A 25,476-nucleotide genomic window follows, 5' to 3' on the forward strand; every position below is an offset into this window, starting at 1 on the left:
ACTCCTGTGGTCAAGCGCGGGCCATGCCGGCCTCGGCAAAGTCGTACATGTCCTGGGTGGACTTGAATTCTTCGGTGCGGGGGTAATCGCCGTGCCAGCGATGGGCCTCGGGCTCCATCTGCTCGCCAGCGGTGATGCGGCGGTCGACGCGCTTCCACAGGCGGTAACGCGCCATGGAGTCGGCCGGGATTTCAAAGGTGGTGGTAGAGGGCGCGGCCAGCGCTGCGGCGTAGCGGCGGGCCTCACCGATCTGCTCGGCGGACAGGTCTGCGGTTGGCGCCGCTTTTGGCACAACGCGCAGCTCGACGTCCTGGCCGGTGAGTGTCTTGACCTTGGTGACGGCGCGGGCGAGCTGGCCTTTCTCTCGGCGGTCGCCCGCCTTATCTAGCAGGGAGCGCGGCATGGCTGGCGAGGCGTTGCCATCCACCAGGGCCTCACAGATCAGCTCGCCCTCTAGGTTGTGGACCCACACGCGGCTGGCATCGCGGAAGTCATAGGCGACGCGTACTTCCTGACCGTGCAGCGCTTCCAGCTCGCGGGCGAAGTAGATGCCACCGCCAAATCTCACCTCGGCGCGGTTGGTGGTGCGAACGACCTGGGGACGGGTCAAGCTGGCCACGACGTCCGCAGGGGCCAGCAGCGGCTCCCAGCCCTCGGCCTGTGCTGACTTCCAGGACTCCATCGGGTTCTGGTGGCGCATCCGCCCGGTTTCCAGGTCGCGGATTTTCGGGAGGCCGCGCTGCGGCTTGTGGTTGTACGCGTCCAGGGCGTCCTGCAGGTCGCGGAAGAAGGTGTCGAAGCTGGGAATCTGAGTGGGCTGGACGCCCTCGGCGAGTTGCTTGCGGGACAGGCGATGCACGCGGGTAGCGGCTTCTTTGTCCATGTCCTTGCCGATGTAGCTGTCGTAGGTCTTGGCCAGCGCCACCAGGATGGATTTGTGAGGACGCTCGATGATGCCGCGTGCCTGGGAGTTGTACGGCAGCGAGTGAGTCATCTCGCCGCCCAGGCGATCCACCACCTCCCGCACGGTGTCGTTGTCGAAGCCGCTGCCGTTGTCCACATAGAAAATCTTGAACATGCCCGCACGAGTCACACCGTCGCGCAGGGTGTCGATGGTGGCAATGGTCGACTCGGCCAGGTTGACCGAGAAGCCGACGATGCGGCGGGTGCCCCAGTCGATGACCGTGGTGATTTCCGGCTTGAAAATCTGGCCGGTCAGCGGGTTCATGACCTCGGCATCGAAGGTGTGGCCATCCGCTACCCACACATCGTTAGGCCAGAGCATGTCTGCTTTGCGGCGGTTGAACGCCTTGACCGTTTTGATTTCGTGGGCGCCCATGCGTCCGTGCTCACGGGCTTCCGGGCTGAGCTTGGCCAGGAACCGACGCACGGCATGGATGCTCGGGCAACCCTGGTACTCACTCTTGAAGCGCTCATACGCCGCCTCGACGCTCGGCTTCTGCGGCTTCTGGTAATGCTTGAGGAACACGGGCGCCCACACCGGCACGCTCATGTCGGGCTTGCGGCGAGCCGGAGCCAGGGCGATTTCGCCATGCTTGCGATAATCGGCCAGCCAGCGTTTGAGCGTGCGCTCGCTCAGCGTGCGGTCTGCGGTCTTGCGGTCGTTGGCGCGCTCGACTCGCTCGGCCAGATAGGGGGTGAGCTCGCCATCTCGCGCCAGGCCGACCAGGGTGAGGATGGCGCGCTGCTGGCTGACAAACTGGCTCATCCGTTCGACTTCACGGATCAGGGACACGCGCGCGGTCATCACTTCGCGCTGATCATCGTTCAAGCGTGACGTGGAAATACCGTCACGCTTCGGCGTGATCAGCGTGTGCGTGGCGGATGGTTGCGGCGCGGCCTCCGGCTCGTCCTTTTGAACCAGGCGGGCTAACAGCGCCGTCTGGGCCTCTACTGGCAGGACGTCGAAGGAGTACTCACGGCCGCCGCCGAGAGCAAGCCGTAGCTGTGCCTCCCAGCCTTCGCGTCGGGCGCGATGGTTGATGCCCTGGACTGTTCCGGGCAGACCTGGCAGACCAGCGAGTTCCTGTGCGGAAAACCACTTACTCATTGGGCGCCCCCAATGCGACGGCGCAGTTCGCGTGCCTGGCGAGTTGCCTCTTCTTTAATGCTCTCCACACGGCCCAGCTCGGCCAACAACGCATCACGCCCCCAGCTAACTCGACCACCACGAACAGTGACGATCAGGTCAGTCAATTGATGGCTGCCGCAGACTTGCTCCAGAAGGGCCGCGCGGTAGAAAGGCAGGTTGTGATCGATGCGGGCTGTCGAGGACCAGGCATCCAGCATTGCCTTACTGATGTCTTCGCCTGACAGGCGAGACATTTGCGCTGCAACGTCAATGCGTTCAAGACCGGTGCCCTTTGCACCGCTCAGCATTTCGCTGACGATTTCACTTACCTGGACACGGAAGTCACAGGCGCTAACCAGCTGGGGCTGCGGAACATCGAAGTCGATGTTTATGGTGCGGTCGTCTTTTCCGTGACGCATGTTTATGCCTCCGTGCCTGTTTTACGGTGCCCAAGGACATAAGCTGGGTTATTCTTTTGAGTACGCTCTGGCATAACTTCTGAGCGTTTGGGGCGCATGCGATTGGGGTTGCCGTTGGCATCCCAGCGCTCCGGCCAGATGTCCTGGACGTCAAGGCTCAGTGCCTTGGCGATAGCCCGCTCCATGCGCGGGTAGGCAGTACGTTTCACGTTCTTCACGGCAGGGCCGGAGACGTGCAGATCGCGTGCGAGCTTTGCCAGCGACGTGCCCTTGGCCCGTAGCTGGAACTTGATCCACTCCCAGCGCAGACCTGGGTCAGATGGGATTTCCGCTGTGTTCATGTCGTAGATCCATAGGCCGCCTAGCGGGGCGGTCTTTAGGTGATGTTTAACGTGTCCTACGGCATAAACATATCGCTATAGAAGTTGAAAGACAAGCGCTATAGCGCATTTTCAAGTTCTAAAGCGTCAAGGCTGAGCCTCTATAGAGTTAAATCTTTTAAATTCAAAGGGTTGCGAAAGTTGAAACTTGAAAGTCCAGAGACTGAGCAGCTTTCAGGTTCAGGGGGCGAACCTGAAAGTGACAAGGCATTCATCGAAAGGCTTCGCGAGCTTGCCTCTATAGCGGGCAGTGCGAGTGCTTTAGCGAAAGCTGCGGGCATTTCCCAAGGGGGCCTTCAGCGCTATCTAAAAGGTGGAGAGCCAACACGGCCCGTGCTTATAAGCCTGGCGAAGTGCACTGGTGTTAGCTTGCCTTGGCTCATGACGGGAGAGGGCGAGAAGCTCCCCCATCGCTTGGCAACGCAGTCTGACGATGAGGATATCTATGCCTATATCCCGCTCTACGATGCGCGCTGCAGCTCCGGGCACGGTGCTTGGAATGAGCGTGCTCGCGTCCTCACGCACTTGGCATTCACGCGCTATTCGCTTCGGAAGAAGGGACTCAGCCCTGACAACCTGGCGTGCTTAAGGAACGATGGCGACTCGATGCTGGGGCTGATTGATGATGACGACACAGTGATGGTTGATCTGAGCCGCGACAGCCTTGAGGGTGAAGGTGTCTATGTGATTCTGCTGGATGACCATTTGTTCGCTAAGCGGCTGCAACGGCAGTTCGACGGGGCAATTCATATCATCAGCGAGAATAAAGCCTATCCGATGATGACCGTTCCGAAGTCTGGAGCTGATCAGCTCCAGGTCGTGGGTCGCGCGGTCTGGGCAGGTGGCTGGCTGATCTAGAGGGCTGAAGCATGGGACTGAACCGGCCCACGCAGAACTTGCGGCGCGAGCTACTCGACCTGTCGCGCCGCTTAGAGTCGCTCGCAGGTACCATCACTTTCATAGCGAAGGACCTGCCAGACGCTGAAGGGATGAAGCTGCTTGGCCTTCTCGCTAACGTCTACGCGGAGGCCGATCAGCTTGAGGCCCTGGCTGACGAGGTGAAACAGGGCCATATTCTGCGGCTCAAGCAGTAGTGCCAATTACCCCCGCTAAATTTTCCGTCCAGGCCGTTCAGCAGTTTTGGCACTACTTTTCTGCTTCGCTCGTTGAGGGCACCGCCGTCCGGGGCTCTCCGGCTTCTTCCGGTTTCTTCCGGCTTTCTCCGGCCCAGTGCCAATACTCCCACTAGCTCACACGGTCGTGGTGCCGGGGTGCTCGCTTTCGTAGGAGCGGACTCTGTCCGCGATGATTACGCCCAGCTCCCTGTTCGGCTGGGCGCGGCGGTGAATCTATCGCGGACAAAGTCCGCTCCTACGCGCCGCCGCAAACGCTGGAGTCGACCTGCAGGAGCAGCCTATGCCTGCGATGAGCCCTGGGAGGCGCAGCTGTAAAGGATTCAATTCACGACGTTGCGCACAAACCGTACCAGCACATCCCCATGGTTCTGATAGGAAAACGGCTGATTGCTCTTGAACACATGGAATCCGCCGGCCTCGACCTCCAGCGTCTCCTCGGCCAGCACGATGGTCAGCCGGCCCTCGATGACATAGGCCATGTCGTACCAGCCTTCGGCATCGGGCTCGGCGTTGTAGCGGTCGCCCGGCGCCAATGCCCAGTGCCAGAGTTCGGCCTGGCGCGTGGCGGGGGTGCTGGCGAGGAGGGTGCCGCGGCTGTCGGCCTGCTGGCCGCCCCAGGCGACGGCGTCGACGCGGGACAGGCCGCCGGTGGACGGCGGGCGAACCAGGTCGGCGAAGGTGACTTTCAGGGCGGCGGCTATGCGGTCGAGGGTGGCGAGGCTGACGTTGGTGTCGCCGCTCTCGATACCGACCAGCATCCGCCGGCTGACGCCCGAAGCCTTGGCCAGCGCGTCCTGGCTGAGACCGGCGCTGCGGCGGTGGGTCTTCACGTTATCGGCGACGTGCACCAGCACGCTGGGGCGTTCGGAAGGAGTGGGCAGTATATTGCTCATTCTGGCCTTTTTGCGCATTATGTTGCGCATAACAGTCAACCAAGAAATCCCAACCGTTGCAACGCCTGTTCAGGTCCGCATCATGCCTCGCTCTCGCTTTCTTTCCACTGCCTTTCCCATTCTCATCCTGATCGTGTCCATGGCCTCGATCCAGACCGGCGCTTCGGTCGCCAAGAGCCTGTTCCCGGTGCTCGGCGCCGAAGGCGTGACTTCCATGCGCCTGGTTTTCGCCGCCATTCTCCTGCTGGCGATCCTGCGGCCGTGGCGCACCTCCCTGCGCGGCAAGCCGCTCAAGCCGCTGTTCATCTACGGCGTGACGCTGGGCCTGATGAACCTGACGTTCTACATGGCGCTGCAGACCATCCCGCTGGGCGTCGCCGTGGCGTTGGAGTTCACCGGGCCGCTGGCGGTGGCGCTGTTCTACTCGCGCAAACCCATCGACTTCCTGTGGATCGCCATTGCCGTGGTCGGCCTCGGTCTGCTGCTGCCGATCGCCGACTTCGGCAACGGCATCGACCCCAAGGGCGCCGCGCTGGCGCTGGGAGCGGGGGTCTGCTGGGGGCTGTACATCATCTTCGGCCAGCGTGCCGGCAATGACCTGGGTGCCCAGGGCGCGGCGCTGGGCATCACTATTGCGGCGATCTGCGTGGCGCCGATCGGCCTCGCGCACAGTGGCATGGCGCTGTTCGATGTCAGCCTGTTCCCAGCGCTGCTGGGCGTGGCGATCCTCTCCAGTGCCTTGCCCTATACCCTGGAAATGGTCGCGCTGACCCGTCTGCCGGCGCGTACCTTCGGCACCCTGATGAGCATCGAACCGGCGTTTGGTGCGTTGTCCGGCCTGGTATTCCTCGGCGAGCAACTGACTTCGCACCAGTGGATCGCCATTGGCGCGATCATCGTGGCCTCCGTTGGCACGACGCTGAGCAGCCGGCCGAAGCCGGCGCTGGTCGCTGACTGACGGCTCCTCAGAAGGTATCCGGCGAGCCTGTTGGTAGGATGGGTGGAGCGCAGCGATACCCATGCTGTCCGTGCACGGGATTGATGGGTATCGCTGCGCTCCACGCCATCCTGCGCAGTGTTTTTCCTGCAGGACTCCCAAACGAAAAAGCCGCCCAAGGGCGGCTTTTTTGCGTCTCCGGCGCTACCCCGCCACGCGCCTCTCGTTCAGCACGATCTGCCGCCTGGCGCTGCGCGACAGGCGAATGCACAGCATCACCGCCGCGCAGGTCAGGCCGACGATCAGGCCTTCCCACAGGCCGCGCGGGCCGGTGGGTTCCTGCAGCCAATGGGTCAGGCCGAGGCTGTAGCCCACCGGCAGGCCGATGCCCCAGTAGGCGAACAGGGTCATGATCATGGTCGCGCGGGTGTCCTGGTAGCCGCGCAGTGCCCCGGCGGCGGTAACCTGAACGGCGTCGGAGAACTGGAACAGCGCCGAGAACACCAGCAGCGTAGCGGCCAGGGCCAGCACTTCCGGGTCCTGGGTGTAGAGCCCGGCGATGTGTTCGCGCAGCAGCAGCATGCCGCTGGCGGAAATGCAGGCGTACGCCAACGCCGCGCCCATGCCCACGCCGGCGGCGAAGCGCGCATCGCGCGGGGCCCCGGCGCCCAGCGACTGGCCGACCCGCACCGTCACCGCCATGGCCAGCGAGTAGGGGATCATGAACACCAGCGCGCTGAAGTTCAGCGCCACCTGGTGCCCGGCGACGACCTTCTCGCCGAGCTCGCCGATCAGCAGGGCGATCACCGAGAAGATGCTCGACTCGGCGAACACCGCGATGCCGATGGGCAGGCCCACCGCCACCAGGCTGCCGATCACCTTCGGCTGCGGCAGCTCCCAATGGCTGAACAGCTGGCTCGGCTTGTAGACCTTGGCCCAGTTCACCCAGAACAGCATGCCCAGCAGCATGAACCACATCACCGAGCCAGTGGCCCAGCCGCAACCGGGGCCGCCCAGGGCCGGGAAGCCAAGGTGGCCGTAGATCAGCACGTAGTTGATCGGGATGTTCAGCATCAGCCCGCAGATGCCCAGCACCATGCTCGGCCGGGTCCGGCCCAGGCCGTCGCTGAAGCAGCGCAGCACGTGGTACAGCGCCACCGCCGGCAGGCCGCAGGCGATACCGCGCAGGTAGAAGCAACTGGGCTCGATCAGCGCTTCCTCGACCTTCATCGCCCGCAGTACCGGCTCGGAGAGCAGCCACAGCGTCGCGCCCGCCAGTGGGCCGACCAGCAATGCCAGCCACAGCGCCTGGCGCACCAGCGGGCCGGTCCCGGCCTGATCGCCGGCGCCATAGCGCTGGGCCACCTTGGCGGTGGTGGCGAGCAGGGTGCCGGTCATCAGCAGGAAGATCGGAATCCAGATCGAGTTGCCCAACGCCACCGCGGCCAGGTCGCGCGGCCCCACGCTGCCGGCCATCACCGCATCGACGAAGCCCATGGCGGTGGTCGCCAGTTGGGCGATCATGATGGGCGCTGCGAGGGTCAGCAGTTCCTTGAGTTCGGTGGCGGTGCGCCGTCCACGGGAGACGGGCTGGGCGAGGCTGGTCACGGCTTTCCTTGGCGAAAGAAATTGGCGGGAAGCCGACCAGTTTAAGGGCTGACGGGCCAGTCAGGAAGTCTTGCCTGCGTCGCGCGGGACCGCGCGCAGGGCGGAAGGATCGGCGCTGACGTAGGGCGCATAACGCGCCAGCGTTATCCGCCTTGAAGGGAGCGGCGGATAACCTGTTCCAGGTTATGCGCTCTACATGGCTGTGCGGGACCGCGCGCAGCAGCGCTGGTAAAGTACCTGCTGCCGATTTCTGGAGTCAGCCCATGCGTATCCTTGCCGATGAAAACATCCCCCTGGTCGAAGCCTTTTTCGGTGCCCACGGCGAAATCCGCCGTCTGCCCGGGCGCGGCATCGACCGCGCCGCCTTGGGTGACGCCGAAGTCCTGCTGGTGCGCTCGGTGACCGACGTGAGTCGCGAGTTGCTCGCCGGCAGCCAGGTGAAGTTCGTCGGCACCTGCACCATCGGCACCGATCATCTCGATCTCGATTACTTCGCCGAAGCCGGCATCGCCTGGTCCAGCGCACCGGGGTGCAATGCCCGTGGCGTGGTCGACTGGGTGCTGGGCAGCCTGCTGGCCCTGGCCGACGTGCATGGCGCCAAGCTCGCCGAGCGCCGCTATGGCGTGATCGGCGCGGGGCAGGTGGGGGGGCGCCTGGTAGATGTTCTACGCGGGTTGGGCTGGGACGTGCGTGTCTGCGATCCGCCGCGCGCGGCTGCCGAGGGTGGTGATTTCCGCAGCCTGGAGGAAGTCCTGCGCGAGTGCGACGTGATCAGCCTGCACACGCCGCTGACCCGCGACGGCGACAACCCGACCCGCCACCTGATCGACGCCGAGCGCCTCAAGGCGCTGCGCCCAGGTACCTGGCTGATCAATGCCAGCCGCGGCGGCGTGGTGGACAACACCGCGCTGCGCGTCCACCTGGAATCCGGCGCCGATATCGACGTGGCGCTGGACGTCTGGGAAGGCGAGCCGGAAGTCAATGTTCGCCTGGCTGAGCTCTGCCGTATCGCCACTCCGCACATCGCCGGCTACAGCCTCGATGGCAAGCTGCGCGGCACGGCGCAGATCTACGAGGCGTTCTGCGCCTGGCAGCAACGCGCGCCGGAAGTCGATCTCGACGACCTGCTGCCCGCACAATGGCTGGCCGAAATGAGCCTGAAGGAAGAGTGCGACCCGGAGTGGGCACTGGCGATGCTCTGCCGCGCGGTCTACGACCCGCGCAGCGACGACGCCAACTTCCGTCGCAGCCTGGTAGGCGATACCAAGGCCCGGCGGGCGGCCTTCGACACGCTGCGCAAGCATTACCCGCCGCGGCGCGAAATCACCGGGCTATGGGTCGACATCCAGGGTGAGTCGCCGCGCCTGGAAAGCCTGCTGACCGCCTTGGGCGCCAACCGGGTCGGGGAGTAGGGCGGACGCGCCGCCCCACTGACGGTCAGCGGCGTGGCTGCTCGCAGGTCTTGTCCAGTTCCTGGCAGGCGCGCTGGATCATGTCTTCGGTGATCGGGACTTCACGGCCCTGGGCATCGATGATCGAGCCGCCGACCGGCTGCTGCGGGTTGCGCGGGGCGGGGCGGGGAGTGGGTTCACGGTGGGTTTGCAGGCTCATGGCCAATCTCCTCTACATCAGGTTCGTTGCAGTCTAGGCAGATCAGATGAAAGCCCGGTGACAGAGGCTGCGCGCGGCAGCGCCGAAGAACCGTCACCGAAGACAGACGACCAATGCCCTCGCAGATTGCATGCCAATCGCGTGGTCCCCGGTCGTTTGCTTGTCGTTATAGTGAGTGGAACCGTCGCTTCCCTGGTCCGACCCGGCATTGCGCCGGTGGTTCGAAGAAGTTTCCCTCGAGGTTGAGTATGGACAGGATTCGCATAGGGCTGATCATCAATCCGCTGGCCGGTATTGGCGGCCCGACGGCGCTCAAGGGCAGTGACGGAGTGGCCGAGCTGGCCCTGGCGCGCGGCGCGCAGCCGCGGGCGGCGGAGCGCACCCGCGTGGCACTGGAGCATCTGCTGCCGGTGCGCGAGCGCCTGGAGTTTCTTACCTTCCCCGGTGTCATGGGCGCCGATCTGCTGGCGAGCATGGGCTTCGGCCACCGCCTGGTCGGCGTGCTGGAAAAACAGCAGAGCACAGCGGCGGATACCCGTCACGCCGTCCAGGCGCTGCAGGAGGCTGGCGCGGCGCTGATCCTCTTCGCCGGTGGCGATGGCACTGCGCGGGACGTGGCTGAAGTAGCCCGTGAGGGCCAGCCGGTGCTGGGCATCCCCGCCGGGGTGAAGATCCACTCCGGCGTCTATGCCATCAGCCCGCGTGCCGCCGGAGAACTTGCAAGGCGGCTGGTGGATGGTGGCCTGGTGCGCCTGACCCAGGGTGAAGTGCGCGATCTGGACGAAGCCGCGCTGCGCGAAGGCCGCGTCGCCGCGCGCTGGTACGCCGAATTGACGGTGCCCGAGGAAGGCCACTTCATGCAGCACGTGAAGCAGGCCGGTATGGAAACCGAGGAACTGGTGCTGGCCGATCTCGCCGCCTGGCTGGAGGACAGCTGGGAAAACGACGTGCGTTACGTCTTCGGCCCCGGCTCGACGCTGCATGGGCTGGCCGCCGACCTGCACCTGGACACCACGCTGCTGGGCGTCGACGTGATTGAGAACGGTGAAGTGATTGCCCGCGATGTCACCGAGGCGCAGTTGTTCGAACTGGTGGACGGCCACCCGGCCTTTCTGCTGGTGACGGCCATTGGTGGCCAGGGGCATATCCTCGGCCGTGGCAACCAGCAGATCAGCCCGCGGGTACTGCGCGCCATCGGCATCGAACGGCTGCGGGTGATCGCCACCAAGCGCAAGCTCGGCACTCTCGAAGGTCGGCCGCTGCTGGTGGACAGCGGCGACGCCGAGCTGGACGCGAGCTTCCCCGCTGCAGTGCGCGTGTGGGCCGGTTACAAGGAAGAACTGCTCTATCCGCTGGGCTGGGGCAGAGAAAGCTGACGGCCACTGCAACGCACGGTGGTGATTGGCGGCGCGACTGATCTAGACTCCTGCGCTCCGCCAGATCGCAAGAGGGGCAGGTCATGCATACGGGTGGTTGTCTGTGCGGCGCGGTGCGCTACGAGATCAGCGGCGCGCTGGGGCTGATCCAGGTCTGTCATTGCGGCCAGTGTCGCAAGGCCCAGGGCGGGCCGTTCGCCACCAATATTCCCGTGGATCGTGCGGCGTTCCGTCTGCTCAGCGGCGAGTCGCAGCTGAGCGAGTATCGCGCTACCCCTGATAAGAAGCGCGTGTTCTGCCGCACCTGCGGCTCGCCGATCTACAGCGCCCGCGATGCCCTGCCGGAAACTTTGCGGGTGCGTGCGGGAACCCTGGACGAGCCGGTACGGACAAAGCCCGAAGCACATTATTACGTCGAGTCCCGCGCCACGTGGTGGCCGCTGGAGGACAATCTGCCCCGGCACCAGGGCGCGAAGCCGGGATGAAGGAGCTGGCGCAGCCAGCAGTCAGGGAGTAACAAGGGCAGTGGCAACAGAACAGAAATTTCGCGTGCTGGTGCTGGGCGGCTACGGCAACTTCGGCAGCCTGATCGTGCAGCGCCTGAGCGCTATCGAGGGTATCCGCGTGCTGGTGGGTGGCCGTGACCAGCGCCGCGCCAGCGCCTTGGCCACGCAGGTGGCCGGCGAAGCGGTGTGCCTGGACATGAACCAGCCGACCCTGGCCGGCCGCCTCAATGAACTGAAGGTGAACCTGGTGATCTCCACCGCCGGCCCCTTCCAGGGGCAGGACTACCGGGTTGCCCGCGCGGCCATCGGTGCCCGCGCGCACTACATCGACCTGGCCGATGCTCGCCAGTTCGTCTGTGGCATCCACGAACTCGACCGCGCCGCGCGCAGCGCCGGCGTGCTGGTGTGCAGCGGCGCCAGTTCGGTCCCCGCGCTGGCCGCCGCGGTGGTCGACGAGTTGCTGCCGCGCTTCCAGCGCCTGGACAGCATCCACCATGGCATCAGCTCCTCGGCGAAGATTCCCGGGCAGGCCACCGTGTCCGCGGTGCTCGGTTACTGCGGCAAGCCAATACGCCAGTGGCGCCAGGGGCGCTGGCAGAACGTGCACGGCTGGCAGGGGCTGAGCAGGCACCGCTTTCCCGCACCATTGGGCCGGCGCTGGGTGGCCCACTGCGATGTGCCGGACCTGGACCTGTTCCCGCAGCGCTACCCCGGCGTGCAGGATGTGCGCTTCTCCGCCGGCCTGGGGCTCGGCCTCACCCAATTCGGTACCTGGGGGCTGTCCTGGCTGGTGCGCGCCGGGTTGCTGAAGGACGCTGCGCGGCTGGGCAGCGGCCTGCACCGCATGGCCGTGGCCATGGAGCCGCTGGGCGACGGGCGTAGTGGCATGTTCGTCCATCTGCAGGGCGTCGACGGTGACGGCCGGCCCCTGGCGCTCTGCTGGGAAATGCTCGCGCAACAGGACCATGGCCCGAACATCCCCTGCATGGCAGCGGTGGCGCTGGCACGCAAGCTGGCGGCGGGACAGCTGCGCCAGCGTGGCGCCACGCCCTGCATCGGCTTGCTCAGCACCAGCGAGTACGTGGCCGAACTGGACGGATTGAATATCTCCCACGGCCTGCGCGAGCTGGCTGTGCATTGAGCGCTCGCTGTTGCTCAGACAACAGTCGATCAGCAGCGCTGTTGCCTGAGTGACAGGGCGCACCCCGGAAACCCCGCCCAAGTGCCCTGAAATCGCACATTTCCTTGTTGTTACGGCCCTTTCGGGGGTTGGTACGGCCCTTGCTCAAGGCTTCTGTACCTAGCGCAACAGTCAACAGGGAAAACCCATGACCAGCCCCATCAAAGTGGTCGCCGTTTCCGGCGGCACCTATCGCCCCTCGCGCACCCTGGTGCTCACCCAGGCCGTGCTTGACGCCCTCGGCGAACGCCTGCCAGTACAGACCCAGTTGATCGAACTGGCCGACATCGCCCGCCCGCTGGGTGCCGCGCTGTCGCGCCAGGAACTCTCCGTCGAGCTGGAGGCCACCCTGCGCGAGATCGAGACGGCCGACCTGCTGGTCGTCGCTTCGCCGGTCTACCGTGGCTCCTATCCGGGCCTGCTCAAGCACCTGTTCGACCTGGTGGACATGAACGCCCTGATCGACACCCCGGTGCTGCTCGCCGCCACCGGCGGCAGCGAGCGCCATGCGCTGGTCCTCGATCACCAGCTGCGCCCGCTGTTCAGCTTCTTCCAGTCGATCACCTTGCCGATCGGCGTGTACGCCAGCGAGGCCGACTTCGCCAACTACCAGATCACCAGCGACACCCTGCGCGCCCGCATCCAGCTGGCCGCCGAGCGCGCCGCACCGCTGTTCGCCCGCCCGCAACTGCGCAAGACCGCCTGAGGAGCCCTCGATGAACGTGTTCTGGTTCCTGCCTACCCACGGCGACGGCCACTTCCTCGGCACCAGCGAGGGCGCGCGCCCGGTGTCGCTGCCTTACCTCAAACAGATCGCCCAGGCCGCCGATTCCCTCGGCTACTACGGCGTGCTGATTCCCACCGGCCGCTCCTGCGAGGATTCCTGGGTAGTCGCCTCGGCCCTGGCGCCGCTCACCGAGCGCCTGCGCTACCTGGTGGCGATCCGTCCGGGAATCATCTCGCCGACCGTCTCCGCACGCATGGCGGCGACCCTGGACCGGCTGTCCGGCGGGCGCCTGCTGATCAACGTGGTCACCGGTGGCGACCCGGATGAAAACCGTGGCGACGGCATCCACCTCAGCCACGCCGAGCGCTACGAAGTCACCGACGAATTCCTGCGTATCTGGCGCCGCGTGCTGCAGGGCGAATCGGTGGACTTCGCCGGCAAGCACCTGCAGGTGGAGAACGCCAAGGCGCTCTATCCGCCGATCCAGAAGCCGTATCCGCCGCTGTACTTCGGCGGCTCCTCCGCCGAGGCCCACGACCTCGCCGCCGAGCAGGTGGACGTCTACCTGACCTGGGGCGAGCCGCCACAGGCGGTCGCGCAGAAGATCGCCGACGTGCGCGAGAAGGCGGCGAAGCAGGGCCGCAGCGTGAAGTTCGGTATCCGCCTGCACGTGATCGTCCGCGAGACTGCCGAGGAAGCCTGGCAGGCCGCCGACAAGCTGATCGCCAACATCTCCGACGAGACCATCGCCAACGCGCAGAAATCCTTTGCCCGCTTCGATTCCGAAGGCCAGCGGCGCATGGCCGCGCTGCACGGCGGCCGGCGTGACCAGCTGGAGATCTACCCCAACCTCTGGGCCGGCGTTGGTCTGGTGCGTGGCGGCGCCGGAACTGCGCTGGTGGGTGACCCACAGCAGGTCGCCGAGCGCATCAAGGAATACGCGGACCTGGGCATCGACAGCTTCATCTTCTCCGGCTACCCGCACCTGGAAGAGGCCTACCGATTCGCCGAGCTGGTCTTCCCGCTGCTCCCCGAGCCGTATGCCAGCCTTGCCGGGCGTGGCGTGACCAACCTCACCGGGCCCTTCGGCGAAATGATCGCCAACGATGTGTTGCCCGGGCGCAAGGCCGGTTGAGTTCTCCCTGATGTGCCGGGCAGGAGCCCGGCACATCCCGAATCGATAGAAGAGGAAGCGAGCGTGAACGCCAATACGCGGCTCGACGCACAGACACCCGGGCAAATAGCATCTGATCCCGGACAAATAGCCCAGCACCTGGCCGCCGGTTTCGCCGAAACCGCCGCCGAGCGCGACATCCGTGGTGGCACGCCGAAGGCCGAGCGCGATGCGCTGCGCCAGAGCGGCCTGTTGTCGCTGATCATCCCCAGCGAATACGGCGGCCTGGGCGCCGACTGGAGCACCACGCTGGACATCGTCCGCCAGTTCGCCGTGGTCGATAGCTCCATTGCCCATGTGTTCGGCTTCCAGCACCTGATGCTGGCCACCGTGCGCCTGTTCTCCCGTCCCGAACAGTGGCAGCCGTGGTTCGAGCTGACCGCGCGCAATCAGTGGTTCTGGGGCAACGCGCTGAACCCGCTGGATACCCGTACCGTGTCGCGCAGCTTCGCCGGCTGGCGCGAGTTTTCCGGGCGCAAGAGCTTCTGCTCCGGCGCGCTGGATTCGGAAATGCTCATCGCCTCGGCGCTGGACGGGGAGGGCGGCAAGCTGCTGATCGCCGCCATTCCCACTGCGCGCAGCGGCATCAGCCTGGCCCACGACTGGGACAACATGGGCCAGCGCCAGACCGACAGCGGCAGCGCCACCTTCGAGCGCGTGCGCGTGGAGGAGAGCGAGCTGCTGCTCGATCCGGGCCCATTGAGTACGCCGTTCGCCTGCCTGCGCCCGCTGATCGCGCAACTGATCTTCACCCATGTATTCCTCGGTATCGCCGAAGGTGCGTTCGAAGAGGCGCGGCAGTACACGCTCAAGGAAGCTCGCCCGTGGTTCCGCTCCAACGCTGCCACGGTCAGCGAAGACCCTTACGTGCTCGCCCATTACGGCGAGTTCTGGGTCGGCCTGGAAAGCACCCGCCTGCTGGTGCGCCGCGCCGCGCAACTGCTGGATGAAGCCTGGAACAAGGGCGCCGTGCTGGATGCCGAAGAGCGCGGCCGGCTGGCCGTGGCCATCGCCACCGCCAAGGTCGCGGCCACGCGCAACGGCCTGGAAATCTGCAACCGCCTGTTCGAGGTCACCGGCGCGCGCTCGACCCATGCCGCGCTGCGCATCGACCGCTACTGGCGCAACCTGCGCACCCAGACCCTGCACGACCCGGTGGACTACAAGGTCCGCGAGCTGGGCGACTGGGCGCTGAACCAGCAACTGCCGCAACCGACTTTCTACTCATGAATGCGACCACACCCGAGGGTTTGCTGACCCTGCCCAAGTCCCCCGCGCTGGCCACTTCCATCCGCGCCACCGCGCAGGTGTTCGAGGACCCGAAATCCCAGGCCCTGCTCGACCACCTGCAACAGGTTGCACCGAGTGAGGCCAGCGTGCTGATCATCGGCGAGACCGGCACCGGCAAGGAGCTGGTGGCGCGGCACATCCACAACCTCAGCGCGCGGCGCAGTGGCCCGTTCGTGGCGGTGAACTGTGGGGCCTTCTCCGAATCCCTGGTGGAAGCCGAGCTGTTCGGCCACGAAAAAGGCGCCTTCACCGGCGCGCTGGCGGCCAAGGCCGGCTGGTTCGAAGAGGCCAACGGCGGCACCCTGTTCCTCGACGAGATCGGCGACCTGCCGATGCCGATCCAGGTCAAGCTGCTGCGCGTCCTGCAGGAGCGTGAAGTGGTGCGCCTCGGCTCGCGCAAGAGCATCCCGATCAACGTGCGGGTGCTGGCGGCCACCAACGTGCAGCTGGAGAAGGCGATCAACGCCGGGCACTTCCGCGAGGACCTGTATTACCGGCTCAATGTGGTCAGCCTGGAGCTTTCGCCGCTACGCGAGCGCCCTGGCGACATCCTCCCGCTGACCCGCCACTTCATTGCCGAGTACAGCCGGCGCCTGGGCTACGGGCAAAGCCAGCTCAGCGCCGAGGCGGCGCAGAAACTGCGCAGCTATTCCTGGCCGGGGAACATCCGCGAGCTGGAGAACGTCATCCACCACACCTTGCTCATCTGCCGCGATGGCGTGGTGCGCGCGGAGGACCTGCACCTGTCCAACCTGCGCATCGAACGCAGCGACGAGCCGCGGCTGGAGTCCCTCGGTGCCGAGCAGATCCTCCAGCAGGCCTTCCAGCGCCTGTTCGAGGAGCAGGGCGGCAATCTGCATGCGCGGGTGGAAGATGCACTGCTGCGCGCGGCTTATCGCTTCTGCCACTGCAATCAGGTGCACACCGCCAACCTGCTGGGCCTGAGCCGCAACGTCACGCGCACGCGGCTGATCGAGATCGGCGAGCTGGTGGTGAACAAGCGTCGCGGCGCGACGGTGATCGACCCGGAACGCGGGGTGCGGCTGTCGATCTAGCAGGGCCGTCTATTTGGAGGTATTCGCTGTAGGCAACTGATCCACGGCAACGAAACCGGCCAGTGGCCGGCCTAGACTCCGGGGCTGCCCATCCCAAGCGAAAGGAGTCACCCATGCACGTGGACATCGCCATTGTCGGCGCCGGCCCCGCCGGGCTCTGCCTGGCCCGCTCGCTGTCGGGCAACGGCCTGTCGATCCTGCTGATCGACCGCCAGCCGTTGGCCGCCGTGGCCGAGCCTGCCGAGGACGGCCGGGAGATCGCCCTGACCCACGCGTCCCGTGCCGAGCTGCAGCGCCTGGGCATGTGGTCGCGCATCGACCCGCAGGAAGTCTCGCCGCTGCGCGATGCCCAGGTGCTCAACGGCCCGTCGCTGTTCACCCTGCGCATCGAGGCGGAACAGGCCGGCGCCGAACAGCTGGGCTACTTCGTCTCGAACCAGATGATCCGCCGCGCGGCCTTCGATGCGGTGCACGAGTGCGCTGACGTTTCGCTGGTCTGCGGCCGCGCGCTGCGCTCGCTGCGTGTCGAACAGAACGGCGTGGAGCTGACCCTGGACGATGACAGCCGCGTCCAGGCGCGCCTGCTGGTCGCCGCTGACAGCCGCTTCTCCGAGACGCGGCGGATGCTCGGCATCGGCGCGCACATGGAAGATTTCGGCAAGACCATGATGGTCTGCCGCATGGCCCACGAGAAAGCTCACCACAACGTCGCCTGGGAATGGTTCGGCTACGGCCAGACCCTGGCGCTGCTGCCGATCAACGGCGACCGCTCCTCGGTGGTGCTGACCTTGCCGCAGCGCGAGATGGCGCCGCTGCTGGAGATGGACGAGAAAGCCTTTGCCCACGAGATGGAACGCCGCTTCGACCGCCGCCTCGGCGCGATGGAGCTGCTCGGTCCGCGCCACAGCTACCCGCTGGTGGGCGTCTACTCGGACCGCTTCGTCGGCCCGCGCAGCGCGCTGATCGGCGATGCGGCCGTCGGCATGCATCCGGTGACCGCGCACGGCTTCAACTTCGGCCTGCAGAGCCAGCGCCGGCTGGCCAACGAAATCCTCGCGACTCACCGCCGTGGCGGCGATATCGGTGGAGTCTGGCCGTTGCGCCGCTATGCCATGGCCCACCGCCTGGCAACCTGGCCGCTGTACCAGGCGACCCGGTTGATCGTCGGCATGTACACCGACCCACGCCCGCCGGTACGCCTGTTGCGCAATGCCGGCCTGCGCCTGGCGCAGAACCTGCCGCCGCTGCGTACGGCCATCGCCAGGCACCTGACCCAGGGCGCGTAAGGGCGTTCGCGAGCAAGCTCGCTCCTACAGATAGCTGCACCTCCGGTGACTGTAGGAGCGAGCTTGCTCGCGAACCAATACCTGCCCGAGATGCGGCCTGGAAACGATCGCGGACGGAGTCCGCTCCTACACCGGGCTCACTGGATGCGTAGGAGCGGACTCCGTCCGCGATGGCTTTCCGCACAAGCCGAACCGCCGAAGATCACGCCGCCTCGGTCTGCCGCGCCTTCTTCTGCTCCAGTTCCCGCACCAGCGGCAGTACCTTTTCGCCGAAGTAGCGAACCTCTTCCTGGAAGTGCAGGAAGCCCGCCTGCACCAGGTCCACGCCCACTGCCTTGAGCGCGACGATGCGTTCGGCGATCTGCTGCGGCGTGCCGATCAGGTTGGTCTTGAAGCCGTCGTTGTACTGCACCAGATCCTCGAAGCTGGACTTGGCCCAGTTGCCTTCGCCTTCCGGTGACGCCGCTCCGGCCTGCTTCGCCGCGTGGCCGAAGGCGTTCACCGCTTCCGGGTCGGCCTTGTCGATGATCTCGGCGAGCACCGCGCGAGCTTCTTCCTCGGTGTCGCGGGCGATGACGAAGGCGTTCACCCCGATCTTCACCGAATGGCCGTTGGCGGCGGCTTTCTCGCGGATGTCATCGACCTGGGCCTTGATGCCTTCGACGCTGTTGCCGTTGGTGAAGTACCAGTCGGAGACGCGCGAAGCCATGTCCCGCGCGGCGCGCGAGCTGCCGCCCTGGAAGATTTCCGGATGTGGCCGCTGGATCGGCTTGGGTTTCAGGTTGTAGTCGTGGAAGCGATAGAAGTCGCCCTTGAAGGTGAAGTTGTCCTGGGTCCAGATGCCTTTCAGGGCGCGAATGAATTCCTCCGAGCGACGGTAGCGCTCATCGTGTTCCAGCCAGGGTTCGCCGATGGCCTGGAACTCGCCCTTGAACCAGCCGCTGACGATGTTCACGGCGATGCGCCCGGCGCTGAGCTGGTCGATGGTCGCCAGTTGCTTGGCGGCCAGCGAGGGCGTCCAGGGGCCGGGGAGGATGGCGGCGATCACCTTGAGCTTTTCGGTGGCGCCCAGCAGTGCGTGGCTGAAGGCCACCGACTCGTGCTGGTTCTCGGCGCCATAGCCGGCGGTGAAGCGTATCTGTGTCAGCGCGTAGTCGAACCCGGCGTCCTCGGCGATGCGCGCCAGTTCGCGGTTGTAGTCGATGTCCCAGTGGGTGCGCTGCTCGATCTTGCTGACCACCAGGCCGCCACTGACGTTGGGGACCCAGTAGGCGAAGCGGATCGGATGTTGGCTCATGACTCGGGCTCCTCGAAGCTGCACAGCGGCGAAGGTGCCGCGCTAACCTCAGAGCGAAAGCCGTGCCAGGCGGGAAACTCCCGACAGATCAGAAACTTGCCCGCAGGGGCGAACAGCGGCGGCTGTTTCGCCCGGCGCAGCGTTGCTGCGCCAGTGTTGCCGGGGCAACAGTCCGGGGTGCGACAACCAGCCCCTGAGCAGGTGGCGGCAAGGCTGTCAGAATTCGAAGTTCACCTGCTCACAGAAGCGGGAACCTCCTGCGTGCGAATCCATAACAGGGAAAATTCCAGGGGGCACCACCATGGCCATCACTTCCAGTGATATCTGCAACGCCGCCGACGGCCTGTCCGGCTTCGTCGGTTTCAACCTCAAGACCGGCAAGTACATCGTGCGCTTCAGCGAGGATTCCTTCGGCATGGACGTGGCCGAGGACAGCATCCGTCCGGCTTGCGAGTTCGTCTGGGCGCCGAAGAACGGCGTGGTGATGACCCTGAGTCGCGAGTGCCTGCAGATACTCGCCGAGCAGAATATCCACGACCGCCTGAACCTCAACGAATCGCTGCTCACCTACCTGCGTCGCACCGACCTGCCGGAGATCGCCGCCGAGCGCCGGTTGAAGTGATCACCACGCCCGGGCGCCGGACGCTCGCAGGGTAAGCGCGCGTCATCAGGATGGGTAGGAGCGAGCTTGCTCGCGAACGGATTGACCGGCATCGCCGGAGCTGGGCGGGTTCGCGAGCAAGCTCGCTCCTACAAGGTTCTCCGCCGGCCAACGGTGCGATGCTTGATCGATGGGTAGGAGCGGACTCTGTCCGCGATTGCTCGCCGACAGCTCCGAGCCAACCGGTTGCACATCGCGGACAAACTCCGCTCCTACGCCATATGTCCAGCGCTGGAGCTTCCCTTTGTGGCGGATAACGCTGGCGCGTTATGCGCCCTACGCGGCTTTCAGTGATGATTCAGTATCGGTAGGAGCGAGCTTGCTCGCGAACGGATTGACCGGCATCGCCGGAGCTGTGCGGGTTCGCGAGCAAGCTCGCTCCTACAAGGTTCTCCGCCGGCCAACGGTGCGATGCTTGATCGATGGGTAGGAGCGGACTCTGTCCGCGATTGCTCGCCGACAGCTCCGAGCCAACCGGTTGCACATCGCGGACAAACTCCGCTCCTACGCCATATGCCCAGCGCTGGAGCTTCCCTTTGTGGCGGATAACGCTGGCGCGTTATGCGCCCTACGCGGCTTTCAGTGATGATTCAGTATCGGTAGGAGCGAGCTTGCTCGCGAACGGATTGACCGGCATCGCCGGAGCTGTGCGGGTTCGCGAGCAAGCTCGCTCCTGCAAGGTTTTCCGCCGGCCAACGGTGCGGTGCTTGATCGATGGGTAGGAGCGGACTCTGTCCGCGATCGCTCGCCGGCAAATCCGAGCTGGCCGGTTGCACATCGCGGACAAAGTCCGCTCCTACGCCACATGTCCAGCGCTGGAGTTTCCCTTTGTGGCGGATAACGCTGGCGCGTTATGCGCCCTACGCACAGGGATACCCCGCTAGTTGGCCAGGTCCTCACGCAGATGAGCGACGTCGCTGGCGCTCACCGCCGGCGCCGCATTGCCCCAGGTGTTGCGCACGTAGGTCAGCACGTCGGCGATGTTGTCGTCGCTGAGGTTCCAGGCGAAGGACGGCATGGCCGGTGCCGTCGGCGCAGCGTCGGTGCCACCGGCACGGCTACCCGCCAGCACGACGTGGATCAGCGAGGTCGGGTCGTCGTTGTTCACCAGCGGCGCGGCAGCCAGTTTCGGGAACAGGTTGCGGACTCCTTCGCCATTGCCCACGTGGCAGGCGGAACAGCGATCGGCGTAGATGGCCTTGCCCGAGACCATGGCAGCAGTGTCGGCTGCCAGGGGCGGCGGTGCTTTCCCTGCTGTCGGGCCATCCTTGAGGTACACCGCGACCGCCATCAGGTCTTCGTCGCTCCAGTGCTGGGTGGAGTTCTCCACCGCTTCGGCCATCGGGCCGGAGGCGATGTCGAAGCGGTTGGCGCCGGTCTTCAGGTACTGCACGAGGTCCTCGGTGCTCCACTGGCCGATGCCGCCGTGGGGATTGGCGGTGATGTCCGGGGCGACCCAGCCCTGCAGGTTGGCGCCGGCAAGGAAGCGCTTGTTGTCGTCACCGCCAATCAGGTTCTTCGGCGTGTGGCAGGTACCGCAATGGCCCAGGCCCTCCACCAGGTAGGCGCCGCGGTTCCATTGCGCCGACTTCTCCGCCGAGGGCACGAACTCGCCCTGGGTGAAGTTCAGCCAGTTCCAGCCGATCAGGCTGGTGCGCACGCTGAAAGGGAAGGGCAACTGGTTGGTTTCCACCGGGTTGTGCACCGGCTGCAGGGTCTGCAGGTAGGCCCAGAGTGCCAGGTTGTCCTCGCGGCGTACCTTGGTATAGGCGGTGAACGGCATGGCTCCATACAGGCGTTTGCCGCCGCGGCTGTGACCGGTGGACATCACCGCCTGGAAGTCCTCGAAGCTCCAGCGCCCCAGGCCGGTGTCCGGGTCCGGGGTGATGTTCGCGCCGAGCAGCTTGCCGAACGGTGTTTCGATGGCCACGCCGCCGGCGAACGGCGCTTTGCCGGGCAGGGTGTGGCAGGCGGTGCAGTCGCCGACGACGGCAAGATAGCGACCTTTTTCCACCAGGTTGTAGGAATCGGCAGCGGTCCCGGCAAAGGCGGGTTGCAGGCTCAGGCCAAGCAGCGCAAGGGTCGTGATGGAAGAGAGGGTCTTCATACGCTGATCATCTCCCCTGGGCGCTTGAGGTAGAGCCTGCGGATCGCATCCGCCGCCTTGAACGCCAGCGCGCCGACCGTGCCGGTGGGGTTGTAGCCGGGGTTCTGCGGGAAGGCCGAGGAGCCCACCACGAACAGGTTGGGCACGCCCCAGACCTGCAGGTGCTTGTTCACCGAACTGTTCTTCGGGTCGGCGCCCATGATGAAACCGCCGACGATGTGCGAGGACTGGTACGAGGTGTTGGCCCACGGCCCCTTGCGCGGTGCAGGCACCATCTGCTGCGGGTTCATGCTGCGGGCGATTTCTACGACCTTGTTCGTGCAGTACTGCGCCATCTTCAGGTCGTTCTCGGGGAAGTCGAAGGTGATGCGCAGCAGCGGTCGACCGTGAGGGTCGGAATAGTTGGGGTCCAGCGACAGGTAGTTGCTGCGCGTGGAGTAGCTGCTGGCTTCGCAGCCGATGGACATGTTGCTCAGGTAGTTCTCCACCGTGGCCTTCTTCCACTTCGAACCCCAGGCCGGAGTGCCGGGCGGAACCGGCCGCGAGTCGATGGGTGCGGCGCCGATCGGAGTCACACGGGTGCTGCCACCGCCGACGAAACCGAGGCCGGAGTGGTCGAAGTTGTCGTTGTTGAACTCATCGATGCCCATGCCGATGGCGCCGCCACCGATGAAGGGATTGAAGTTCTTGTCCTTGAAGAACAGCTTGACGCTGTTGGCCGTCTGGTAGGCGTAGTTGCGCCCGGTGGTGCCGGTGTTGGTGATCGGGTTGTAGGGCTCGCCGATGCCGGAAAGCAGCATCAGCCGCACGTTCTCGAAGATGAATGCAGCGACCACCACGATATCCGCCGGCTGTTCCCATTCTTCGCCGCTGGAGTCCACGTAGGTAATGCCGGTGGCGCGGGTGCCGGTGCTGTCCATCGTCACCTTGAGCACTTCGGAGTTGGTCCTGGCGGTGAAGTTGGGCTTGCGGATCAGTGCCGGCATCACGCTGACGATGGCGCTGGCCTTGGAGTAGTTGGCGCAGCCGTAGTTGGTACAGAAGCCGCAGAAGGTGCAGGGCCCCATGGTCACGCCCAGCTGGTTGGTGTAGCCCTGGGAGGCCAGCGCCGAAGGCACCGGGAAGGGTTTGTAGCCCAGGTTGCGCGCGGCCTCGGCGAACAGCGTCGGGGCATAGGTCTGCGCGGTGGGCGGGTTGGGGTATTCACGCGAGCGTGCGCCTTCGAAGGGGTTGCCACCTTCGACGAGGTTGCCGCCGAGGTTGCCGGCCTTGCCGGAAACCCCGGCCAGGCGCTCGAAGGCATCATAGTGCGGCTCCATTTCTTCCCAGGTGGTGCCCCAGTCCTGCAGGGTCAGCTCTTCTGGCACTTCCTTGCCGTAGCGCTCCTTCAGGTGGCTGGCCAGGCGGAACTCCTCCGGCTGGAAGCGGAAGGTGATGCCGGCCCAGTGGTTGCCGGCGCCACCGGTGCCGTTACCGGGGTGGAACGAACCCCAGACGCGCATGGGCAAGGCGGTTTCCGATTCCTTGTTGCGCATCGTGCAGGTGTTCTGCCGGGTCCGCAGCATCAGTTCCTGACGGCGGTTGTAGCGCAGCTCGTCGGCTGCCGAGGCGAGGTTGAAGTCACTGGCGGTGTCGCGCCAGGGGCCGCGCTCGAATCCAATGACGTTGAGGCCGGCGTCGGCCAGTTCGTGGGCGATGATCGAACCCGCCCAGCCGAGCCCGACAACCACGACGTCGGTGGAAGGTAGTTTCTTGGCCATGGTGCGCTTATCCCTTCCTGGTCCAGGCGGAACTGCCAATGATGGACAGCGGGGTGAGGTTCAGCTTCTGGTTGTGCAGCCCGATGTAGTCGCGGTAGTCGTAGCGCGCGCCAGGGAAGCCGAGCATCTTCCACGACACCATGTCGCGGTTGCCGCCGTAGATGGGATCGGCGAAGAAGCCTTCCATGGTGTTGTCCAGCACCTGCTGGAAGAACGCCTTGGCGTCGATGCCGTCCAGGCTGATGGCGCCCTTTTCCAGGTCGCCGAGTACCTGGTCGCGCTGTTCGCCGGGCAGGGCGCTGAAGTTCTTCTGGAACTTGCCCTGGCAGTACTTGCCCAGCGCCGCGAGGCCGATGCGATAGCGCTCGCGCGGAGTCAGCGGCGACTGGTCGGCCTGTGCCGGCGTGCCGGGCGTGAACGGGCCTTGCATGTACAGGCGGCCGAAGTCGCCGTAATCGCTCACCAACTGGCGGTCGATGAACACCGCACAACCGGCGTCCTTGCCGCTGACGCTCAGCTCATCGGCGGGAATCAGTTGCTCGACGATGGCTTCCACTTCGGTGGCTTCCTCGGCGCTGAAGAACTGCCAGCCGGGGCTGTCGTAGTGCAGGGGGCCGTTGTGGTCGAAGGGCAGCCATTGCGGCGTGCCGATCACGGTGGCGGCCTGGCTGCTGGCGGCAGCGCCGACGGCCAGCGAGGCGGCGGACGACTTCAATAGCTGGCGCCGGGTGAAGCCCTTGGGGTGTTCGGTCATTTCGGCTCCTGAGGCAGCACCCGTCCGCTCGTTGTCGAGGGGGCAGGGAACGCGTGCTGCCAGGTCAGTTCACGGTGGTCTGCACTCCCGGCGCGTGCCGGATGAGCGGAGCGTGGATGCGAACTTGCCCGCGTCGGGGCGCTGGGCGAATCCGCCGGACGCTTTCCTTCGCCCAGGCGGAATCTACGGTTCGTCTTTTCCACACGCGTTTTTAGACTAGAGGCCGTAACAGAATGTTGCAGGAATTTTCGCAGTAAATGTTTATTGCGAAATTCGAGAAAATCCGCGGAATAGAGCGGTTATCTGGAGACGATGGGTTGCGGCGGCTTGTAGGAGCGAGCTTGCTCGCGAACCACCCCACTGTGGGGCCTGTTCGCGAGCAAGCTCGCTCCTACGAAGAGCAAAGCGGCGCGAGGGGCGTTAGAGGAACATGCCGCCCGAGGCTTCCACGCGCTGGCCGTTGATCCAGCGGCCGCCCTCGGAGAGCAGGCTGGCGATCACTGCGCCAATGTCGTCCGGCAAGCCGACCCGGCCCAGGGCGGTGTTGCTGGCGATCTGTTTGTTCAACTCGGCGTCGTCACGCACCCGGCCGCCGCCGAAGTCGGTTTCGATGGCGCCGGGGGCGAGGATGTTCACGGCAATGCCACGCGCGCCGAGTTCCTTCGCCTGGTACTTGGTCAGCGTCTCCATCGCGCCCTTCATGGTCGCGTAGGCGGCGTAGCCAGGCAGCGAGAAGCGCGTCAGGCCGCTGGAGACGTTGAGGATGCGACCGCCGTCGGCGATCAGTGGCAGCAGCTTCTGGGTCAGGAAGAACGGGCCCTTGAGCTGGATGTTCATCAACTGGTCGAACATCTCCTCGCTGGTCTCGGCGAAGCTGGCGTAGAGGCCGATGCCGGCATTGTTCACCAGGAAGTCGAAGTTCTGGCGACCGAAGGTCTCGCCCAGGGTAGTGCGAACCTGCTGCGCGAAGGCGGCGAAGCTGGTGCTATCCGCCACATCCAGGCGCAGCATCGCCGCGCGGCCGCCGTGTCGCTCGACTTCAGCGGCGACGGCGTGAGCCTCGTCGGCCTGGCTGCGGTAGGTGCCGATGATGTCGACACCAGCGGCGGCGAGGTGCAGGGCGGCATTGCGGCCAAGGCCACGGCTGGCGCCGGTGATGAGAGCGATCTTGCGGGTCATGGCGAAGCTCCTTACGGGGGTTGGGCAACAGGCTGGAGAGCGAGTGAG

General features: G+C 65.5%; 24 protein-coding genes. 13 read left to right on the plus strand and 11 right to left on the minus strand.

Features of this window, described 5'->3' with window-relative positions; genetic code table 11:
- Nucleotides 1-10 precede the first annotated feature (10 nt).
- Genes L6D89_RS12920 through L6D89_RS12930 form a run of 3 tightly spaced genes read right to left on the minus strand, consistent with a single transcriptional unit; the run spans nucleotide 11 to nucleotide 2,852 of the window.
- Complete coding sequence (locus tag L6D89_RS12920) at nucleotides 11-2,071, minus strand: Mu transposase C-terminal domain-containing protein (protein WP_236199956.1); 2,061 nt, start codon at nucleotides 2,069-2,071, stop codon at nucleotides 11-13.
- Entirely contained in the window at nucleotides 2,068-2,511 is a 444-nt protein-coding gene (locus L6D89_RS12925) for a hypothetical protein (protein WP_236199957.1), read from the minus strand. The genes L6D89_RS12920 and L6D89_RS12925 overlap by 4 nt, the downstream gene beginning before the upstream one ends.
- Nucleotides 2,512-2,513: 2 nt before the next feature.
- On the minus strand, nucleotides 2,514-2,852 hold the full coding sequence (locus tag L6D89_RS12930) for a helix-turn-helix domain-containing protein (RefSeq protein ID WP_236199958.1): 339 nt from the start codon (nucleotides 2,850-2,852) through the stop codon (nucleotides 2,514-2,516).
- 84 nt (nucleotides 2,853-2,936) lie between these two features.
- Between L6D89_RS12930 and L6D89_RS12935 the strand changes: the two genes are divergently transcribed.
- Together L6D89_RS12935 and L6D89_RS12940 are read left to right on the plus strand one after the other, a co-directional pair.
- Nucleotides 2,937-3,749: an XRE family transcriptional regulator gene (locus L6D89_RS12935; protein ID WP_236199959.1), complete on the plus strand. Its 813-nt coding sequence runs from the start codon at nucleotides 2,937-2,939 to the stop codon at nucleotides 3,747-3,749.
- Between the two features lie 11 nt (nucleotides 3,750-3,760).
- A complete protein-coding gene (locus L6D89_RS12940; protein WP_236199960.1) occupies nucleotides 3,761-3,985 on the plus strand; it encodes a hypothetical protein in 225 nt (74 codons plus the stop codon).
- Nucleotides 3,986-4,347: 362 nt separating this feature from the next.
- Here L6D89_RS12940 and L6D89_RS12945 read toward each other — a convergent pair whose 3' ends face one another.
- The gene (locus L6D89_RS12945; RefSeq protein WP_236199961.1) at nucleotides 4,348-4,950 is read right to left on the minus strand and encodes a helix-turn-helix domain-containing protein; all 603 of its coding nucleotides are present in this window, start codon (nucleotides 4,948-4,950) and stop codon (nucleotides 4,348-4,350) included.
- 52 nt (nucleotides 4,951-5,002) lie between these two features.
- Here L6D89_RS12945 and rhtA point away from each other — a divergent pair, with 52 nt between their 5' ends.
- Nucleotides 5,003-5,878 carry a threonine/homoserine exporter RhtA gene (rhtA, locus tag L6D89_RS12950; protein ID WP_236199962.1) on the plus strand — a complete coding sequence of 292 codons (876 nt, stop codon included), beginning with the start codon at nucleotides 5,003-5,005 and terminating at the stop codon, nucleotides 5,876-5,878.
- A gap of 183 nt (nucleotides 5,879-6,061) precedes the next feature.
- On the opposite strand, the gene L6D89_RS12955 is transcribed toward rhtA, so the two are convergent.
- On the minus strand, nucleotides 6,062-7,465 hold the full coding sequence (locus L6D89_RS12955; protein WP_236175408.1) for an MATE family efflux transporter: 1,404 nt from the start codon (nucleotides 7,463-7,465) through the stop codon (nucleotides 6,062-6,064).
- 263 nt (nucleotides 7,466-7,728) lie between these two features.
- Here L6D89_RS12955 and pdxB point away from each other — a divergent pair, with 263 nt between their 5' ends.
- Nucleotides 7,729-8,877, plus strand: a complete 1,149-nt coding sequence (pdxB, locus tag L6D89_RS12960) for a 4-phosphoerythronate dehydrogenase PdxB (protein WP_236199963.1) — start codon at nucleotides 7,729-7,731, stop codon at nucleotides 8,875-8,877.
- Nucleotides 8,878-8,902: 25 nt separating this feature from the next.
- Here pdxB and L6D89_RS12965 read toward each other — a convergent pair whose 3' ends face one another.
- Nucleotides 8,903-9,076 carry a PA1571 family protein gene (locus L6D89_RS12965; protein WP_164488251.1) on the minus strand — a complete coding sequence of 58 codons (174 nt, stop codon included), beginning with the start codon at nucleotides 9,074-9,076 and terminating at the stop codon, nucleotides 8,903-8,905.
- A gap of 248 nt (nucleotides 9,077-9,324) precedes the next feature.
- On the opposite strand from L6D89_RS12965, the gene L6D89_RS12970 reads away from it, so the two are divergent.
- The 8 genes from L6D89_RS12970 (at nucleotide 9,325) to ubiM (ending at nucleotide 17,670) form a co-directional block, all read left to right on the plus strand.
- The gene (locus tag L6D89_RS12970; protein WP_236199964.1) at nucleotides 9,325-10,452 is read left to right on the plus strand and encodes an ATP-NAD kinase family protein; all 1,128 of its coding nucleotides are present in this window, start codon (nucleotides 9,325-9,327) and stop codon (nucleotides 10,450-10,452) included.
- A gap of 83 nt (nucleotides 10,453-10,535) precedes the next feature.
- Nucleotides 10,536-10,937, plus strand: a complete 402-nt coding sequence (locus tag L6D89_RS12975; RefSeq protein WP_236199965.1) for a GFA family protein — start codon at nucleotides 10,536-10,538, stop codon at nucleotides 10,935-10,937.
- A gap of 40 nt (nucleotides 10,938-10,977) precedes the next feature.
- Nucleotides 10,978-12,099: a saccharopine dehydrogenase family protein gene (locus L6D89_RS12980; protein ID WP_236199966.1), complete on the plus strand. Its 1,122-nt coding sequence runs from the start codon at nucleotides 10,978-10,980 to the stop codon at nucleotides 12,097-12,099.
- A gap of 187 nt (nucleotides 12,100-12,286) precedes the next feature.
- Nucleotides 12,287-12,844, plus strand: coding sequence for an FMN reductase (gene msuE, locus L6D89_RS12985; RefSeq protein WP_236199967.1), 558 nt, complete (start codon nucleotides 12,287-12,289; stop codon nucleotides 12,842-12,844).
- 10 nt (nucleotides 12,845-12,854) lie between these two features.
- Nucleotides 12,855-14,000: an FMNH2-dependent alkanesulfonate monooxygenase gene (gene ssuD / locus L6D89_RS12990; RefSeq protein ID WP_084357660.1), complete on the plus strand. Its 1,146-nt coding sequence runs from the start codon at nucleotides 12,855-12,857 to the stop codon at nucleotides 13,998-14,000.
- Between the two features lie 63 nt (nucleotides 14,001-14,063).
- Nucleotides 14,064-15,269: an acyl-CoA dehydrogenase family protein gene (locus L6D89_RS12995; RefSeq protein ID WP_236199968.1), complete on the plus strand. Its 1,206-nt coding sequence runs from the start codon at nucleotides 14,064-14,066 to the stop codon at nucleotides 15,267-15,269.
- Complete coding sequence (locus L6D89_RS13000; RefSeq protein ID WP_236199969.1) at nucleotides 15,266-16,384, plus strand: sigma-54 interaction domain-containing protein; 1,119 nt, start codon at nucleotides 15,266-15,268, stop codon at nucleotides 16,382-16,384. Before L6D89_RS12995 ends, L6D89_RS13000 begins: the two co-directional genes overlap by 4 nt.
- 113 nt (nucleotides 16,385-16,497) lie before the next feature.
- Nucleotides 16,498-17,670, plus strand: a complete 1,173-nt coding sequence (ubiM, locus tag L6D89_RS13005) for a 5-demethoxyubiquinol-8 5-hydroxylase UbiM (protein WP_236199970.1) — start codon at nucleotides 16,498-16,500, stop codon at nucleotides 17,668-17,670.
- A 202-nt stretch (nucleotides 17,671-17,872) separates the two neighbouring features.
- Here the strand turns inward: ubiM and sfnG are convergent, their stop codons facing one another.
- The gene (sfnG, locus tag L6D89_RS13010) at nucleotides 17,873-18,967 is read right to left on the minus strand and encodes a dimethylsulfone monooxygenase SfnG (RefSeq protein ID WP_236199971.1); all 1,095 of its coding nucleotides are present in this window, start codon (nucleotides 18,965-18,967) and stop codon (nucleotides 17,873-17,875) included.
- Nucleotides 18,968-19,268: 301 nt separating this feature from the next.
- On the opposite strand from sfnG, the gene L6D89_RS13015 reads away from it, so the two are divergent.
- Complete coding sequence (locus tag L6D89_RS13015) at nucleotides 19,269-19,589, plus strand: DUF2025 family protein (protein WP_236175418.1); 321 nt, start codon at nucleotides 19,269-19,271, stop codon at nucleotides 19,587-19,589.
- 919 nt (nucleotides 19,590-20,508) lie between these two features.
- Here L6D89_RS13015 and L6D89_RS13020 read toward each other — a convergent pair.
- The 4 genes from L6D89_RS13020 to L6D89_RS13035 all read right to left on the minus strand — a co-directional run bounded on the left by L6D89_RS13020 (nucleotide 20,509) and on the right by L6D89_RS13035 (nucleotide 25,428).
- Entirely contained in the window at nucleotides 20,509-21,735 is a 1,227-nt protein-coding gene (locus tag L6D89_RS13020) for a c-type cytochrome (RefSeq protein ID WP_236199972.1), read from the minus strand.
- A complete protein-coding gene (locus L6D89_RS13025; protein ID WP_236199973.1) occupies nucleotides 21,732-23,495 on the minus strand; it encodes a GMC family oxidoreductase in 1,764 nt (587 codons plus the stop codon). Before L6D89_RS13025 ends, L6D89_RS13020 begins: the two co-directional genes overlap by 4 nt.
- A 7-nt stretch (nucleotides 23,496-23,502) precedes the next feature.
- Nucleotides 23,503-24,249 carry a gluconate 2-dehydrogenase subunit 3 family protein gene (locus tag L6D89_RS13030; RefSeq protein WP_236199974.1) on the minus strand — a complete coding sequence of 249 codons (747 nt, stop codon included), beginning with the start codon at nucleotides 24,247-24,249 and terminating at the stop codon, nucleotides 23,503-23,505.
- A 420-nt stretch (nucleotides 24,250-24,669) separates the two neighbouring features.
- On the minus strand, nucleotides 24,670-25,428 hold the full coding sequence (locus tag L6D89_RS13035; protein ID WP_236199975.1) for an SDR family NAD(P)-dependent oxidoreductase: 759 nt from the start codon (nucleotides 25,426-25,428) through the stop codon (nucleotides 24,670-24,672).
- Nucleotides 25,429-25,476: the final 48 nt, after the last annotated feature.

Origin of the sequence: Pseudomonas pseudonitroreducens, assembly GCF_021603645.1 — a bacterium.
GTDB lineage: Bacteria > Pseudomonadota > Gammaproteobacteria > Pseudomonadales > Pseudomonadaceae > Pseudomonas > Pseudomonas pseudonitroreducens.

Bases quoted from the DNA above. Each gene is read 5' to 3' on its own strand.
- L6D89_RS12920 (WP_236199956.1), bottom strand. From the start codon at position 2,071: ATGAGTAAGTGGTTTTCCGCACAGGAACTCGCTGGTCTGCCAGGTCTG.
- L6D89_RS13000 (WP_236199969.1), top strand. From the start codon at position 15,266: ATGAATGCGACCACACCCGAGGGTTTGCTGACCCTGCCCAAGTCCCCC.
- L6D89_RS13020 (WP_236199972.1), bottom strand. From the start codon at position 21,735: ATGAAGACCCTCTCTTCCATCACGACCCTTGCGCTGCTTGGCCTGAGC.
- L6D89_RS13025 (WP_236199973.1), bottom strand. From the start codon at position 23,495: ATGGCCAAGAAACTACCTTCCACCGACGTCGTGGTTGTCGGGCTCGGC.
- ubiM (WP_236199970.1), top strand. From the start codon at position 16,498: ATGCACGTGGACATCGCCATTGTCGGCGCCGGCCCCGCCGGGCTCTGC.
- L6D89_RS13015 (WP_236175418.1), top strand. From the start codon at position 19,269: ATGGCCATCACTTCCAGTGATATCTGCAACGCCGCCGACGGCCTGTCC.
- pdxB (WP_236199963.1), top strand. From the start codon at position 7,729: ATGCGTATCCTTGCCGATGAAAACATCCCCCTGGTCGAAGCCTTTTTC.
- L6D89_RS12970 (WP_236199964.1), top strand. From the start codon at position 9,325: ATGGACAGGATTCGCATAGGGCTGATCATCAATCCGCTGGCCGGTATT.
- L6D89_RS12965 (WP_164488251.1), bottom strand. From the start codon at position 9,076: ATGAGCCTGCAAACCCACCGTGAACCCACTCCCCGCCCCGCCCCGCGC.
- L6D89_RS13030 (WP_236199974.1), bottom strand. From the start codon at position 24,249: ATGACCGAACACCCCAAGGGCTTCACCCGGCGCCAGCTATTGAAGTCG.
- L6D89_RS12975 (WP_236199965.1), top strand. From the start codon at position 10,536: ATGCATACGGGTGGTTGTCTGTGCGGCGCGGTGCGCTACGAGATCAGC.
- L6D89_RS12940 (WP_236199960.1), top strand. From the start codon at position 3,761: ATGGGACTGAACCGGCCCACGCAGAACTTGCGGCGCGAGCTACTCGAC.
- L6D89_RS12945 (WP_236199961.1), bottom strand. From the start codon at position 4,950: ATGCGCAACATAATGCGCAAAAAGGCCAGAATGAGCAATATACTGCCC.
- msuE (WP_236199967.1), top strand. From the start codon at position 12,287: ATGACCAGCCCCATCAAAGTGGTCGCCGTTTCCGGCGGCACCTATCGC.
- L6D89_RS13035 (WP_236199975.1), bottom strand. From the start codon at position 25,428: ATGACCCGCAAGATCGCTCTCATCACCGGCGCCAGCCGTGGCCTTGGC.
- L6D89_RS12930 (WP_236199958.1), bottom strand. From the start codon at position 2,852: ATGAACACAGCGGAAATCCCATCTGACCCAGGTCTGCGCTGGGAGTGG.
- sfnG (WP_236199971.1), bottom strand. From the start codon at position 18,967: ATGAGCCAACATCCGATCCGCTTCGCCTACTGGGTCCCCAACGTCAGT.
- rhtA (WP_236199962.1), top strand. From the start codon at position 5,003: ATGCCTCGCTCTCGCTTTCTTTCCACTGCCTTTCCCATTCTCATCCTG.
- ssuD (WP_084357660.1), top strand. From the start codon at position 12,855: ATGAACGTGTTCTGGTTCCTGCCTACCCACGGCGACGGCCACTTCCTC.
- L6D89_RS12925 (WP_236199957.1), bottom strand. From the start codon at position 2,511: ATGCGTCACGGAAAAGACGACCGCACCATAAACATCGACTTCGATGTT.